At 72.6% G+C, this 14,292-nt stretch carries 13 protein-coding genes; 3 read left to right on the plus strand and 10 right to left on the minus strand.

The window, feature by feature from the left end:
* Positions 1–17: 17 nt before the first annotated feature.
* On the plus strand, positions 18–458 hold the full coding sequence (locus ACFY2L_RS36540; RefSeq protein ID WP_390657905.1) for a DUF6328 family protein: 441 nt from the start codon (positions 18–20) through the stop codon (positions 456–458).
* Here ACFY2L_RS36540 and ACFY2L_RS36545 read toward each other — a convergent pair.
* The 5 genes from ACFY2L_RS36545 to ACFY2L_RS36565 form a co-directional block, all read right to left on the minus strand.
* On the minus strand, positions 376–1,068 hold the full coding sequence (locus ACFY2L_RS36545; protein ID WP_390657825.1) for a DUF2238 domain-containing protein: 693 nt from the start codon (positions 1,066–1,068) through the stop codon (positions 376–378). The two genes, ACFY2L_RS36540 and ACFY2L_RS36545, sit on opposite strands and share 83 nt — an antisense overlap.
* Positions 1,069–1,144: 76 nt before the next feature.
* Positions 1,145–2,191 carry a hypothetical protein gene (locus tag ACFY2L_RS36550; protein WP_390657826.1) on the minus strand — a complete coding sequence of 349 codons (1,047 nt, stop codon included), beginning with the start codon at positions 2,189–2,191 and terminating at the stop codon, positions 1,145–1,147.
* A 91-nt stretch (positions 2,192–2,282) separates the two neighbouring features.
* Positions 2,283–3,254 carry an LLM class F420-dependent oxidoreductase gene (locus ACFY2L_RS36555; protein ID WP_390657827.1) on the minus strand — a complete coding sequence of 324 codons (972 nt, stop codon included), beginning with the start codon at positions 3,252–3,254 and terminating at the stop codon, positions 2,283–2,285.
* A 44-nt stretch (positions 3,255–3,298) separates the two neighbouring features.
* Complete coding sequence (locus tag ACFY2L_RS36560) at positions 3,299–4,960, minus strand: serine/threonine protein kinase (RefSeq protein WP_390657828.1); 1,662 nt, start codon at positions 4,958–4,960, stop codon at positions 3,299–3,301.
* 263 nt (positions 4,961–5,223) lie between these two features.
* Entirely contained in the window at positions 5,224–6,417 is a 1,194-nt protein-coding gene (locus ACFY2L_RS36565) for a serine hydrolase domain-containing protein (protein WP_390824512.1), read from the minus strand.
* Between the two features lie 350 nt (positions 6,418–6,767).
* Between ACFY2L_RS36565 and ACFY2L_RS36570 the strand changes: the two genes are divergently transcribed.
* Positions 6,768–8,561, plus strand: coding sequence for a M4 family metallopeptidase (locus tag ACFY2L_RS36570; RefSeq protein WP_390824488.1), 1,794 nt, complete (start codon positions 6,768–6,770; stop codon positions 8,559–8,561).
* An 18-nt stretch (positions 8,562–8,579) separates the two neighbouring features.
* Here ACFY2L_RS36570 and ACFY2L_RS36575 read toward each other — a convergent pair whose 3' ends face one another.
* From ACFY2L_RS36575 to ACFY2L_RS36595, 5 genes are all read right to left on the minus strand, one after another.
* Positions 8,580–9,128: a hypothetical protein gene (locus ACFY2L_RS36575; RefSeq protein WP_390824489.1), complete on the minus strand. Its 549-nt coding sequence runs from the start codon at positions 9,126–9,128 to the stop codon at positions 8,580–8,582.
* 202 nt (positions 9,129–9,330) lie between these two features.
* Positions 9,331–9,684, minus strand: a complete 354-nt coding sequence (locus ACFY2L_RS36580; protein WP_390657831.1) for a UBP-type zinc finger domain-containing protein — start codon at positions 9,682–9,684, stop codon at positions 9,331–9,333.
* On the minus strand, positions 9,681–11,168 hold the full coding sequence (locus ACFY2L_RS36585; RefSeq protein WP_390657832.1) for an ATP-binding protein: 1,488 nt from the start codon (positions 11,166–11,168) through the stop codon (positions 9,681–9,683). Before ACFY2L_RS36585 ends, ACFY2L_RS36580 begins: the two co-directional genes overlap by 4 nt.
* Positions 11,165–12,841 (minus strand): FAD-dependent oxidoreductase, encoded by a 1,677-nt coding sequence (locus ACFY2L_RS36590; protein ID WP_390657833.1) that lies wholly within the window; start codon positions 12,839–12,841, stop codon positions 11,165–11,167. The genes ACFY2L_RS36585 and ACFY2L_RS36590 overlap by 4 nt, the downstream gene beginning before the upstream one ends.
* A gap of 143 nt (positions 12,842–12,984) precedes the next feature.
* The gene (locus ACFY2L_RS36595) at positions 12,985–13,341 is read right to left on the minus strand and encodes a VOC family protein (RefSeq protein WP_390824490.1); all 357 of its coding nucleotides are present in this window, start codon (positions 13,339–13,341) and stop codon (positions 12,985–12,987) included.
* Between the two features lie 70 nt (positions 13,342–13,411).
* Here ACFY2L_RS36595 and ACFY2L_RS36600 point away from each other — a divergent pair, with 70 nt between their 5' ends.
* The gene (locus tag ACFY2L_RS36600) at positions 13,412–14,284 is read left to right on the plus strand and encodes a universal stress protein (protein WP_390657835.1); all 873 of its coding nucleotides are present in this window, start codon (positions 13,412–13,414) and stop codon (positions 14,282–14,284) included.
* The last annotated feature ends 8 nt before the right edge of the window (positions 14,285–14,292 follow it).

Raw genomic sequence — 14,292 nt, forward strand, 5'->3', positions numbered from 1 at the left:
AGGAGAGAGCGGACCGGATGTGGGGCGAGCTGATCCAGGAGGTCCGCGTCGCCCAGACCGGTGTGCAGATCCTCTTCGGTTTCCTGCTGACCGTCGTGTTCACCCCGCGCTACGCGGACCTGCAGCAGATCGACAAGAACATCTACATCGTGACCGTGGTGCTCGGCGCCTGCGCGACCGGTGCCCTCATCGGGCCCGTCTCCCTGCACCGCATCGTCGCCGGGCGGCAGGTCAAGCCGCAGGCCGTGCGGTGGGCGTCCCGGCTGACCTTCGTCGGCCTGATCCTGCTGCTCGCCACCATGACGGCCGCGCTGCTGCTGATCCTGCGCGTGGCCACCCACGACGCCTTCGTGCCCTGGCTCGTCGCGGCCGTGTTCATGTGGTACGCGCTGTGCTGGTTCGGAATACCGCTGTGGACGCGCCGCCGTCATACGTCGCGCTCGGAGCGAGCGCGCTGAGCTGACGGTCGTGCAGCCGCGCGAGCAGCAGCACCGAGACCGTGGCGCCGATCAGCGCGCAGAACATGTCCCACTGCGTGTCCCACACATCGCCCTGGGTGGCGAGGAACGCGTCCGCGGCCTGCCCGCCGATCACCGCCGCCGCCCATTCGAACATCTCGAAGACGGCGCTGAACGCCAGGCAGGCGCACACGGTCAGCGGCGCCAGCCAGCGGCTGCCGCGCAGCGGCGACGTACGGCTGAGCAGCTCCCGTACCAGGATCGCCGGTACGAACCCCTGCATGAGGTGGCCGAACCGGTCGTACGGATTGCGCTCCAGGCCGAACGCGTCCCGCGCCCAGTCGCCGAGCGGCACACGCGCGTACGTGTAGTGGCCGCCCAGGGCGAGGACCAGCGCATGGCACGCGAGCAGACAGCACAGCAGACCGGTGAGGGGGAACCGCCGCCAGGTCAGCACGATCACCGGCAGACCGACCAGCGCCCACACCGTCTCCAGGAGCCAGGTGGTGGGGTCGTAGGCGTGCCAGGCCGACAGGGCCAGGCCCGCGACCACCAGCCCGGCGCACACGGCGGGCAGGGAACTGCGCGGTGCGGGACGTACAGCGGACATCGGGGCGCTCCTTGAAGGATGAACGTCTTGGAGCCCCCATCGTCGGGCCGGGTGTCCGGCGGCGGCATGAGTACGGCTACTCAGCTCCGGCTGTGTGTCCGCGCGCTCCGCGCAGGGCCGCGATGCAGGAGCCGAGCGCCTGCTGGAGTTCCTCCAACTGCCGCACCATGTCGTCCTCGTAGAACTCCTGGGCGTCGTCGAAGGTCAGCTCCTCGAAGACCTTCGTCGCGCGCTGCAGGCCGCTGTAGAACCTGGTGCGCCGCTCCTGGACCCGCAGTTCGGGATCGGCCTCCACGGTCTCCACCACGAGGGTCCGCATCGTGTCGTAGGCCTCGGCCGCCCACTCGCCGGCGTCCTCGCCCTCGTCCAGCTCGTCGATCAGCGACAGGTGCCGCTCGGCCTCCCGGCGCAGCGCGGCGGGCGCGTCGACGATCTGTCCGGCCGGGGTCTTGACCTGCCCCGACTCGGCGATCTGGCGGACATAGCCGATGCGGTCCGCCGAGCGGCTCTCGGTCGCCACGGCCTTCTTCAGGTCGTCGGTGCGCACGACGTCCCGCGCCAGCTCGGCCTGGAGCTCCGGGTCCTCCTTGAGGCGGTCCAGAAGAGCGGCGCGGGCCGCGCGGGCGGTGGAGGGGTCGGCGAGGATCGCGGCGCGCAGGGCCGTCGGGTTCTCGGCGACCTCCAGCGCCTTCGTCGGCCGGATGCCCTCCGCCTCGGCGGCCTCGGCGATCGCCGTACCGCGCTCGGAGGCGGCGCTGGACCGGGAGGCGTAGTACGCCGGCCAGACGTCGGCGTCCGGCAGCTCGACCTCCTGGCCCGGCGCCAGCTCCTCGAAGTGCGGGACGAGACCGTCGTCGGCGGCGCGGTCCCAGGCCTTGTAGTAGCGCATCACGCGCTCCGGCGAGCAGCCCGCCAGCTCCGCGAACTCCCGCGCGGACACCTTCGGGGTCTCGTCCGCGCCCTGCCCGCCCGGCCGGACACTGCGCGCCACCCTCAGTCCGAAGGCCCACCCGCCGGTGCGCGCGTAGACTCCGAACTCCCGCGCGTCACGCGTCACGAGGTCGGACAGCGGCGCGGGGCCGTCCTCGGCGGACGTCTCGGGCAGGTCGATCGCCAGGGTCACGGAGGGTCTCCTCGGGAGGCTGCGGGCGTGGGCAGGTGCCGACCGGCAGCCTATATGCACCCGTTGACCCTGGTTTGCCGGACGGTGACGGTCAGCCGAAGGCATCCCGCAGCGCGGGCAGCAGCGTCTTCTCCGACCAGTCCAGATACGCCGGCTGCGTGTCCCCGCCGATCTGCACCAGGGCGACCTCGGTGAACCCGGCCTCCGCGTACGGGCGTACGGCCTCGACGAAGTCGTCCGGGTCGTTCCCGCAGGGGATCGAGGCGGCCACGTCGTCGGGTGTCACGAACTGCGTCGCGGACTCGAAGGAGTCGGGGTGCGGCAGTTCGGAGTTCACCTTCCAGCCGCTGCCGAACCAGCGGAACTGCGCGTGCGCCCGCTTCACGGCCGTGTCGCGGTCGGGGTCGTGGCAGACGGGGAGCTGCCCGACCCGTGGCTTGCCCGTTCCGCCGTGCCGGTCGAACGCCTCCAGCAGACCCGCCTTGGGCTCGGTCGCGATCACGAGGTCGGCGAGCCGCCCCGCGATCCCGCAGGACCGCTCGCCCGACACGGCGATCCCGATCGGCGGCGGCTCGTCGGGCAGGTCCCACAGCCGCGCCGAGTCCACGTCGAAGTGGGTGCCGTGCCGTGTCACATGACCGCCCTCGAACAGCGCGCGGATGATCTCCACTGCCTCCTCGAGCATCTCGTGCCGTACGTCCACCGACGGCCAGCCGCCGCCCACCACGTGCTCGTTGAGGTTCTCCCCGGAGCCCAGGCCCAGCCGGAAGCGCCCCTCGGACAGCAGTTGCATGGTCGCCGCCTTCTGCGCCACCACCGCCGGGTGGTAGCGGAAGGTCGGACACGTCACGTACGTCATCAGCGGAATGCGCGAGGTGGCCTGCGCGGCCGCGCCGAGCACGCTCCACGCGTACGGCGAGTGGCCCTGGGAGCGCAGCCACGGGAAGTAGTGGTCCGACGTCACCGAGAAGTCGAAGCCCGCCTCCTCCGCGCGCACCAGATGGCCGACCAGTTCACGCGGGCCGGCCTGCTCGGTCATCATCGTGTATCCGATTCGCACCATGGGGCCCGAGTCCCCGTCGGCCCGGGGAGGAAACCGGCCCCGGGTCAGGCGGCCGAGCCCGGCCGGAACGTCCTCAGGAACGTGTCCAGTGCCTGCCGGTTGGCAGCCTCGTCCCAGTCGGCGGCGGGCGTCGTCCAGCGCAGCGAGAAACTGCGGTTCCCGCCGAGCAGGAAGCCCCGCCCGAAGGTGCGGACCTGCTCGCCGTCGAGGTCCGTCACCCACTCCATGTCGGCGGCCCTGTACCCCTGGTAGGTGGTCGCCTCGATCGCGCCGATCCGCCGGAATCCCGCCTCCTTGCGCAGGCTCGGCTCCACGTCGTCGCGCCAGACGGCCACCGGGTCCGTTCCGGCCCGCGTGCTGTAGGTCACCGCGAGGGTCCGCGGATCGCCGTCCGCACCGAAGGTGACCCGGTACGCCACATCGGTCTGTTGCCGCGTGTCCAGCCGCTTCCACCCCTTGGGCAGGGCGACCGAGAAGCCCTCGGGCGCGCGGTAGACGCGGTATCCGGCCGGGAGGGCGTCGACGGAGGCCGTGGGGGAGGGAGTGGGGGAGGCCGTGCGGGAGGGCGGGGTGGCGCCGGGTGACGCCGTGGGTGCGGCGGAGGGGGCGCCGGTGGACGCGCCGGCCGTCGGAGTGGCTCTGTCGCCCGCCTCACCGGAGTCCTCGCCGGAGGACGTGGCGGACACCGACGGCTGGGCCTGGGGTCCGCCGGCCGACGTGTCCTCGGCGCCGGGCAGCTGGTGGGTCACGGCGAGGGCGGCGACCGCCACCGTGACGACGGCCAGCGCCGTCCCGGCGGCCATGGCCCGGCCGCTCCACTGCGGCCCGATGTGCCGGGCCGCGGCGCAGGCGCGCCGCAGCCGGGGGGCCGGCAGGACGGCGTGCGGGTCCTCGTCCAGCACCCGGGTCAGGGCCTGGCGCACCGCCGTCCGGGTCAGCCGTTCCCGGGAGTCCTTGCGCAGCAGCCCCTGCACGGTCGGGGCGAGCGGGCCCGCCCGCAGCGGGGTGCGCAGCGGCAGCCGGTCCACGCTCCGCAGGGTGCTCTCGGGCCGGTCCCGGTCCCGGTACGGCGGCCGCCCCTCGACCATCGTGTAGAGGATCGCGCCCAGCGCCCAGAGGTCGGCCGCCGGACCGATCCGCTCGTCACGGGCCTGTTCGGGGGAGGCGTACGCCGGGGCCGCCAGCCTCGGCACGAGCGTCGCGCCCGCCAGACCGAAGCCGGTGACCACGAGCGGGCCCCGTGCCCGTACGAACAGCTGGCCCGGGCTGAGCTCGCCGTGGGTGATGCCCTCGCCGTGCGCGGCCTCCAGCACGTCGAGCAGCCCGAGTCCGATCGTGGCCGCCCTGGCCGGGCTGAAGGGGCCCTTCTGGTCCATGAGCTGGCCGAGCGGCAGACCGTCGATCCACTCGGTGACGGTCCACAGGGAACCCCCTTCCGTCAGCGCGTCGACGACCGTGGCGATCCGGCCGGGGCACACCGCGGCCATCGTCTCCGACATCCGCACCACCCGGTCGGCGGCCTGGCCGGCCTCCTCCTCGCCCAGGCCGGGCGGCAGCGCGATCCGGGTGACCAGGCACGGCCGCGCCCCCTGCACGTCCTCGCCGTACCAGCTGACCCGGTTGGTCTCGCGGTGTACGACGTCGAGGAGCCGGTACCTGCCGGCGATCAACTCGTGCGTGGAGTCATGCGCCTTGACCATCGTCATCCTTCGCTGAACCCCCGGTGTTCTCCTTTCCCGGGAGTACGGGGGGCGCGTGGGGGTCCGTTCAAAGGAACCGTGACTCCGGCGTGATTCCTGTCTTTCATTCAAGGGTGCCGAGCGTGTGTGCGAAGAAATGAATTACCGAGAGGCGTCCGGGCGTGTAACCAGCGGTAAACGGCTCCCGGACGGCCGGACCGTGCCACCGGTGAAATCGCTCCAGCGGCGCGCGTCCCCTTTCGTCCGGACGCCCCCGGGGATTTCTCCTTTTATCGGCGCGGGTGCTCGGCGTCGTCCTGTGGAGCGACGGCCGCGCGGGTGGCCGCGTCCTTGCCGCAGAACGCCGCCTCCAGGGTGCGCAGCATCGTGGCGTGCAGGCGGGCGTTGTTCGAGGCGTTGGCGAGCGCCGCGAGGCTGCGCCGGCCGTCGCCGGAGGTGAACGCGTAGGTGTAGTAGCCCTGCACGGCACCCGTGTGACCGTACACGGACACCCCGCACGACAAGGTGCGGCGCCGCAGCCCGAGGCCGTAGGACTGGGTGCCGCCCGCCGGGATCCAGCGCCGCATCTCCTTCAGGGAGCCGGAGGACATGAGCCTGCCGCGCAGGAGTGCCGACAGGAACGTGTCGAGGTCCTTCGTGCTGGAGATGAGGGCGCCCGCGCTCTGCGCCCAGGACACCGTCTGCCGGGTCGCGTCGACCAGGGCGCCGCCGGTGGTGTCCGGGGTGAGGTAGCCGTGGGTGTGACGGCCGGGGACGGCCGTGCCGGGGTGCACGTAGAAGGTGTCGCTCAGCCGCAGCGGCTCGATGACGCGCTTGCGGTACGCCGTGGCCACGGGCTGCCCCGTCAGCTTCTCGATGAGCAGGCCCGCGACGACGAAGTTGGTGTTGGAGTAGGAGTAGGCGCCGCCCGGCGCGGTCGTGCGTGCGTGCCGCAGGGAGCGGTCCACCAGCTGACGGTAGGTGAACACCTTGGTCCGGACCGCCTCGAAGCCGGAGACGGACCGGGCGAACATGTCGTCGCTGTAGTCGTACAGGCCGCTGCGGTGGCTCAGGACGTGCCGCACGGTGATCCGGTCGTCGGGCAGCAGCCCCGGCAGATAGCGGTTGACCGGCGCGTCGAGCACCAGCCGCCCCTCGTCGACGAGTTGCAGCAGTACGACGGCGGAGAACGTCTTGGTGACACTGCCGATGCGGAAGCGGTCGGCGTTGCTCAGCGCCCGGCGGGTCTGCCGGTCGGCGACACCCGCGGCGGCCTTGTGCACGGTGCCCCGGTCGTCGAGCCGCGCCATCGCTCCGGGCGCGCCCTGGTTCACCGCCGTGCGCAGCACGCCCCGCAGCGCGGTCAGGTCGGGTCGCGGCAGCGCGGCGGCGGCCGGCGCGGGACGTGCCGGGGTGGGGAGAGCCGGGGCGGGGAGCGGACGGGCCGGCGCGGCGTGGGCCGAGGCCGGCAGGAGGGACACCAGCGCGGCGGCCGCGCACAGCGCCGTCGGGACACCGCCGAACCGTCCTGGCCGGCGCGCCGCCCGGCGGTCGTTCGATGCGAGATCGGTCACATTCACCCGGGGCAACCTTCTTCCGTCATGTCACATCTCCACAGACGACGCACAGTTGGTCGCTCGGCGCCCACCCTGCGTCACGGTTTCGCCAAGTATTGCCATGAAGGACCGGTAAAGCGATGATTTCCGCTTTACATGCACATGACTCATCCGTAAGGGTGGGGCTCCGGGGCCCGACCAGCCCCCTTGGCGCTCAACGGCGCCATGTCTCACGGCGGTTGGGGATCCCGGCCGCCTGAACGAAGGAACCCTCACCTTTGCGTAGAGCAGCCATACGCAGCCTGGCGGTCGCCGTCGCCGTCACCACGGCCGCAACGGGCCTGGCAGGCACGGCCTTCGCGGGCCCGTCCGCGGGGGAGACGCGGGCCACGACCTCCGCCGACGCGCAGGGCACCGCCGTGGTGCGGGCCGCCCGCGCCGCCGCGTTCGCCCACGCCGCCGCCACCGGCGTCGGCCAGGACGACGAACTGCAGCCGCAGGACGTGCTGATCGACCCCGAGGGCGGCCGTCACGTCCGGTTCGTGCGGACCCATCAGGGCCTGCCGGTCCTCGGTGGCGACCTCGTCGTCCACCTCACCAGGAGCCTCGCCTACGCCGGCGTGACCCGCGCCGCCGACCACACGGTCGCTCCCGGCACCGCCAAGGCCAAGCTGACGGCCGCCCAGGCCGAGGCGAAGGCCGCCGCCGTCGCCAAGGGCGACGCCGAGAGCGCCGAACTCGTGGTCGACGCCCGCGGCGGCGCCTCGGCCCTGGCCTACCAGGTCCGGGTGACCGACAGCGACACCACCGAGGCCGGCGGCTCCCGCACGGTCGTCGTCGACGCCGTCACCGGCAAGGTGCGCAGCAACACGCCCGACAGCGACGAGTTCCTGTCGCCCAAGCTGGTCGACACCCTGCGCGAGCGCGGGGAGACCCTCGACCCCGCCACCGGCACCGCGCCGCTGTCCTCGGGCCTCACCGCGGCGCCCTCGGCCGCCGCGCGGTACCCCACCACCGCCAAGGGCACCGGCAACTCGCTCTTCGTCGGCAAGGTGCCGCTCACCACCACCCGCACCGCGGCGCGCAGCTACCTGCTGAAGGACCCCACCCACTGGGGCACCGAGACGCGGGACGCGAAGAACAAGGAGCAGGAGAACTTCGCGCGCGGCACGAAGTTCACCAGCAGCACCAACAAGTGGGGCAACGGCGCCGTCTCCAGCCGCGCCAGCGCCGCCGTCGACGCCCAGTACGGCATCACCCAGACGCTGGACTTCTACAAGAAGACCTTCGGCCGCAAGGGCATCGAGAACAACGGCAAGGGCGCCCGCGCCATGGTCCACTTCGGCAACAAGGTGGCCAACGCGTTCTGGGACCCGGCCTGCGACTGCATGCTGTACGGCGACGGCGACGGCCAGATGTTCAAGAAGCCCCTCGTCGTCCTGGACGTCACCGGGCACGAGCTCACCCACGGCGTCGTCGACGCGACCGCCCGTCTCGAGCCGACCTTCGTGGACGGCGAAGGCAACCAGTACGGCGAGCCGGGGTCGCTGAACGAGTCCCTCGCGGACATCTTCGGCTCCAACGTCGAGTTCAGCGCCAACAACCCCAAGAACCCGCCGAACTACCTGATCGGCGAGAAGCTGGGGCTCGACCAGAAGTTCCTGCGCCGCCTCGACAAGCCGTCCCTGGACGTCCTCGAGGGCACGATCGACTACTGGTCGCCGGAGACGTACTACACCGAGGTCCACGCCGGCTCGGGTGTCTCCTCGCACGCCTACTACCTGCTCGCCGAGGGCAGCGGGGTCAAGAAGATCGGCACGGTCACCTACGACTCGCCGACCTACAACGGCGCCGCGGTGAAGGGCATCGGCCGCGCCAAGGCCACCAAGATCTTCTACCGGGCCCTGACCCGCTACATGGTCTCCTCGACCGACTTCCACGACGCGCGCGTCGCGACGCTGAAGGCGGCCCGGGACCTGTACGGCCAGGACAGCGTGGAGTTCAAGACGGTGAACAAGGCCTGGGCCGCCGTCAACGTGACCTCGGCGAACGTGCCGCCCGCCGTGCGCTGACGGCGACGGCCCGCCCCGTCAGTAGTCGGGGCAGAGGTTGGTGTGGACGGCGTCGACGATCCGCGTGCTCTTGACGCGGCCGAAGCCGTCCGGGTGGCCGGGAGAGGTGAAGCGCTGCATCGCGGCGCCGATCTGCTTCTCCCGGTCACCGGGGTGGTCGTGGATCGTGGCGCACTGGTCCCGGCCGCGCTCGACGGCCTTGTCCTCCTCGTCGTGCACGATGTCCGGATCGATCGCGGTCAGCGCGCGGACGTAGGCGGCCTCGCCGTTGGCGTCGGGGCGGGGCGGCAGAGCCGCCCCGCCCTTCTTCGTCTGCCGGCTCGTCGCGGACGGGCGCGCGGACGTGCCGCTCGCCGGCTCCGGAGCGGCGGAGGCGGAGGCCGTGCCGGAGGCCGCCGGCGCCTTCGTGCCGGCCGGCGGAGCCGTCGTACGCGCGGCGGCCGAGGTCTGTCCACCGGCCGCGGGCTCCCGGCCGCTCGCGGCCGGCTCGCCCGAGCCGCAGGCGGTGAGGACGGCGGCGGCGAGCGCGCAGGACGCCAGAGCGGCTGCGGTGGTGCGGTGGTTCACGGGTCTCCTGGTGCCTGCGGTACGACGGCTGAGCTCCGTGAGCATATGGGCTGCTTGTATGCCCGCGAGAGGCGTTCACCTCCCTTGCCGGGGTGGTGAGGAGGTGTCAGGGGGCGTGCGGACCTGGCGCGCGCGCCCATGCCTGCGGAAACCCCGCGAGAGGACGCACCTCGCCCGACCACCCGCGGCCCCCGGCGCCGCCTCAGCGGTGCAGTGCCCGTGCCCAGTCCGCCGGCACCCGGCCCGCCGGCCCCGGTGCCGGCTGGTCCGCGGGACGGCTGACCGGCGGCGCCAACTCCGGCCCCGATTCGTAGAGTTCGTCGGTCGAGTAGTCCCAGAACCACTCCTCGCCCGGCTCGAAGCTGCGCACGATCGGATGCCCGGTCGCCCTGTAGTGGGCGGTGGCGTGCTGGGCGGGGGAGGAGTCGCAGCAGCCGATGTGGCCGCAGTCGGCGCAGCGCCGCAGATGGAACCACCAGCCCCCGGCCTCCTCGCACTCCACGCAGCCGGTGCCGCTGGGCGGGACGGTCGGGTCGATGGCGTTGCCGTCGGTCATGCGGGCTCCTCGGCGGGCTGGGACTCGGGCTCCGGCCCGGGATCCGAAGGGGGCGCGGGCGCGGTCAGCGGCAGCAGGACCTGGAAACGGGTGTCGCCCGGCGCGGACTCCACCTGGAGGCTGCCGTGGTGCTTGTTGACGACGATCCGCCAGGAGATGTCCAGACCGAGACCGGTGCCCTCGCCCACCGGCTTGGTGGTGAAGAACGGGTCGAAGATACGGCCGCGGATGTCCGGCGGGACACCGGGTCCGGTGTCGCGGAACTCCACCAGCAGCCGGTCGCCCTCCCGTGCCGTGCGCACGGTCAGCGTGCCGTCCCCGCCCGCGCTGTCGATCGCGAACACGGCGTTGTCGACGAGGTTCGTCCACACCTGGTTCAGCTCCGCCGGGTAGGCCGGCACCTCCGGCAGCGTCCGGTCGTAGTCCTTGACGACCTCGATGCGCTGCCCGATCTTCCCCGACAGCATCAGCAGGGTGCTGTCGAGGAGTTCGTGGACGTCGACGGTCCGGAACGGCGCGCGGTCGAGCTGCGAGTACTGCTTGGCCGCGTCGACGAGGTGGGAGATGCGGTTGGTGGAGTCGTCGATCTCGTCCATCAACAGCTCTGTCTCGACCGTGTAGTTGAGCCACCCGACCGCGCCCGGCAGGGTGTCCTCGTCGACGGCGTCGGCGACCTGCTCCAGCCAGTCCACGTCGAGTCCCGCCTGCACGAAGGTCGGCGCGATCCGCCAGCCCTCCGGAATGCCGTGGTCGTCCAGCCAGTCGCCGAGCGCGTCCTCCCGGTCGGACGCCTCAAGGGGGCTCAGCACCGGTGCCTTGGCGACCAGTTCGGCCGTGCGCTCCTGGATCTCGATCAGCCGGGTCAGCGCCTCCGGGTCGTACGCGCCGGAGGCGATCACGGCGAGCTTGTGCCGCATCTTCGCCACCCGCTCGCGCAGCGTGGCGGTGGCCCGGACGGCCGCCGCCGCCGGGTTGTTCAGCTCGTGCGTGAGCCCGGCCGACAACGACCCCAGGGCCAGCAGACGCTCCCGCTGGCCGATGGCCCGCTGCGTGTTCTTCGAGCCGAAGAACAGCCCCTCCAGCAGATGCGCGGCCATCGGGAACCACTCCTGCATGACGGCCGCGAACGACTCGGCGGGCAGCACGAAGAACCGCGTCGGCTCGGTCACCCGCATCGAGTTGTTGTAGACCTGCGGCACCCGGTCCCCGAGATACGCCTGCATGGCCCCCGAGTACACCCCGCGCTGCGAGGTGCGGCTGACCTCCACGTCGTCCCCGCCGACCCGGCGGGACAGCACGACCGTGCCCTCGATCATCACGTAGAAGCAGGTCGCCGGATCGCCCTCGGTGTAGACCGGTCCGGGATCGAACCGCTCCACCCGCCCCTCCTGGCACAGCCGTCCGAGCTGCTCCGGGGAGAGCTTCTCGAACAGGAACAGCGAGCTGATCTCCGCCGGGTTGCACGGCAGCGGACGCCCGCTCATGACTGCTCCAGATACCGGTGGACGAGCATCACGGCCATGGCTCCCTCTCCTACGGCGGACGCGACCCGCTTCGCGGACTCGGCGCGCGCGTCGCCCGCCACGAACACGCCCGGAACGCTGGTCTCCAGGTGGTACGGCGGCCGGTCCAGCTCCCAGCCCGCCGGCGGCCGCCCGTCCGGCGTGAGGTCGGGCCCGGCCAGGATGAATCCGCGCTCGTCGCGCAGGACGGTGCCGTCCAGCCAGTCGGTCAGCGGGGCCGCGCCGATGAACACGAACATCCACTGGGCGTCGACGAGTTCGGTCTCGCCCGTCGTCACGTCCCGCAGCGTCAGCCGCTCCAGATGGCCGTCGCCGTGCGCGGACTCCACGACCGTGCGGCCGCGCACGAAGATGTTGGGCGACTCCTCGATCTGCTGGATCAGGTAGTGCGACATCGACGCCGCCAGGGACTCCCCGCGCACCAGCAGCGTCACCGACTTGGCGCCCCGCGCCAGGTACATCGCCGCCTGCCCGGCCGAGTTGGCCCCTCCCACGATGTACACGTCCTGCCCCTGGCAGGACGCCGCCTCGGTCAGCGCCGACCCGTAGAACACCCCGCAGCCGGTCAGGTCGTCACAGCCCGGTGCCGCCAGCTGCCGGTAGGACACGCCCGTCGCGAGGATCACGCTGTGCGCGGCCACCGCCGAGCCGTCCGAGAACCGCACGACCCGCGCTGATCCGCTGACCTCCAGCCCGGTCACCTCGCGCGCGGTGAGGATCTCGGCGCCGAACTTCGCCGCCTGCCGGCGCGCCCGGTCGGTGAGCTGCGCCCCGGACACGCCGTCCGGGAAGCCCAGGTAGTTCTCGATGCGCGAGCTCTGCCCGGCCTGCCCGCCGGTCGCCGACCGCTCCACGAGCACCGTCCGCAGGCCCTCGGAGGCCCCGTACACCGCCGCGCCCAGCCCCGCCGGACCGCCGCCGATGACGACCAGGTCGTAGAAGCCGGCCGTCGGCGTCGTCGCCAGACCCACGTGCGCGGCCAGCTCCGGCGCGTCCGGCTCGACCAGCGGCCGGCCCTCCGGGGTGATCACCAGCGGCAGGCGCTGCCCGTCCGCCCCCGCCGCGGCGAGCAGCCGCTGTCCCTCCGGCTCGTCGGAGGAGTACCAGCGGTAGGGCACCTGGTTGCGGGCCAGGAACTCCCGTACGTCCGAGGAGCGGGCCGACCAGCGGTGCCCGACCACCTTCGTCGCGGGCACGGGCCGGTGGTCGCTCGCCCGCCAGGCCTCCAGCAGATCGTCCAGGACCGGGTAGAGCTTCTCCTCCGGCGGGTCCCAGGGCTTGAGCAGGTAGTGGTCGAGGTCCACGACGTTGATGGCGTCGATCGCCGCGTTGGTGTCCGCGTACGCGGTCAGCAGCACCCGGCGGGCGCCCGGATACACGTCCAGGGCCTGTTCGAGGAACTCGATGCCGTTCATCTGCGGCATGCGGTAGTCGGCCAGGATCACGGCCACCAGGTCACCGCGCAGCTTCAGCTCGCGCAGCGCCTCCAGCGCGGACTCGCCGGACTCCGCCCGCACGATCCGGTACGAGGCGCCGTAGCGGCGCCGCAGGTCACGGGCGACGGCACGGGAGACCCCCGGGTCGTCGTCCACGGTCAGGATGACGGTCCGCGCTGTTTCGGCGGCCTGTGCCATACGTCTCCCACCCCGAGAGCGGTCAGGACTCGCGGACGCGGCGTACCCCGCGCCGGCTCCGCCCATCGTATGTTCGATCGTGGCGGTCCGCGCAGGCATGACCGGAGGCGGTGCGCTCCCGGTTCAGAACGGGGCGCGGGCGGTCAAGGCGCCGGCCGCTCGCCCAGCACACAGAACTCGTTGCCCTCGGGGTCGGCCAGCACCACCCAGGGCTGCTCGCCCTGGCCGACGTCCGCGTGCCGCGCCCCCAGGGACAGCAGCCGGTGCACCTCGGCCCGCTGGTCGTCGGGGCGGAAATCCAGATGGAGCCGGTTCTTGCCCTGCTTGCCCTCCGGGACCGGGGCGAAGAGCAGGCCCGGCAGCCGGTCGGCGGCCGGACGGATCTCGTACTCGTCGGGCGCGTTGCTGACCACCACCCAGCCGAGCGCCGTCGCCCACCAGCTGCCCAGAGCCACCGGATCGAGGGCGTCCACGTTCACCTGTTCCCATTCCAAGGTCATGTTCCGCAGCGTAGTGAAGGTAGTGAAGACTGTGCGGGAACGAGTGATCACCACACGAGGAGGCAGCGTGATGACGGGCCCGATCACGGCAGGGGTCGACGGGACCGACGAGAGCCTCGCGGCGCTCGCCTGGGCGGCCCGCGAGGCCGTACGGCGGGACACGGCGCTGCGGGTGGTGCACGCCTGGCGGTTCGAGCCGGACACGGCGCCCGAGGTGGCCGACCGGGACGCCCAGCAGGAGTGGGTGCGGGACGCCGTCGAGCGGGCCGTCGCGACCGCCACCGGGCGGTACCCGGGGCTGTCCGTCACCACCGACGTCGTCGAGGGCCACCCGGTGGAGACGCTGGTCGCCGCGGCGGCGGACGCAGAGCTGCTGGTGCTCGGCTCGCGCGGGCACGGCCCGGTGGTCGGGTTCCTGCTGGGCTCCGTCGGCCAGCAGGTGATCGCCGAGGCGACCCGCCCGGTCGTCCTCGTCCGGGCCGGCGACAAGGCGTCCTCCGAGGTGGCCGGGCACGAGATCGTGGTCGGCCAGCAGGGCGAGCCCGAGGACAGCGCCCCCACGCTGCGGTTCGCCTTCGAGACGGCCGCCGCGCGCGGCGCGAGCGTGCGTGTCGTCCGCGCCTGGACCCTGCCCCCGGTGTTCGCCTACAGCCCCGGTTCGCTCAGGCTGCTCGACGAGGCCGGCGGCCTGGAGCCGTTCGAGCGCAAGGCCCTCGCCGACGCCGTGCGGCCGTGGCGCGAGCGGTATCCGGACGTGCACGTCGTGGAGCACGTGGAGATCGGCAGCGCGGGGCAGGTGCTGCTGTCGGTGGCCGGCCGGGCCCAGCTGATGGTCGTCGGCCGGCGGGCCCACCGCACCGCCGTGGGCGCCCGCATCGGTTCCGTCGCCCACGGCGTCCTGCACCACGCCGACTGCCCGGTCGCCGTCGTCCCCCACGACTGAACCCGGCG

The organism is Streptomyces sp. NPDC001381 (genome assembly GCF_042895685.1).
Lineage (GTDB): Bacteria > Actinomycetota > Actinomycetes > Streptomycetales > Streptomycetaceae > Streptomyces.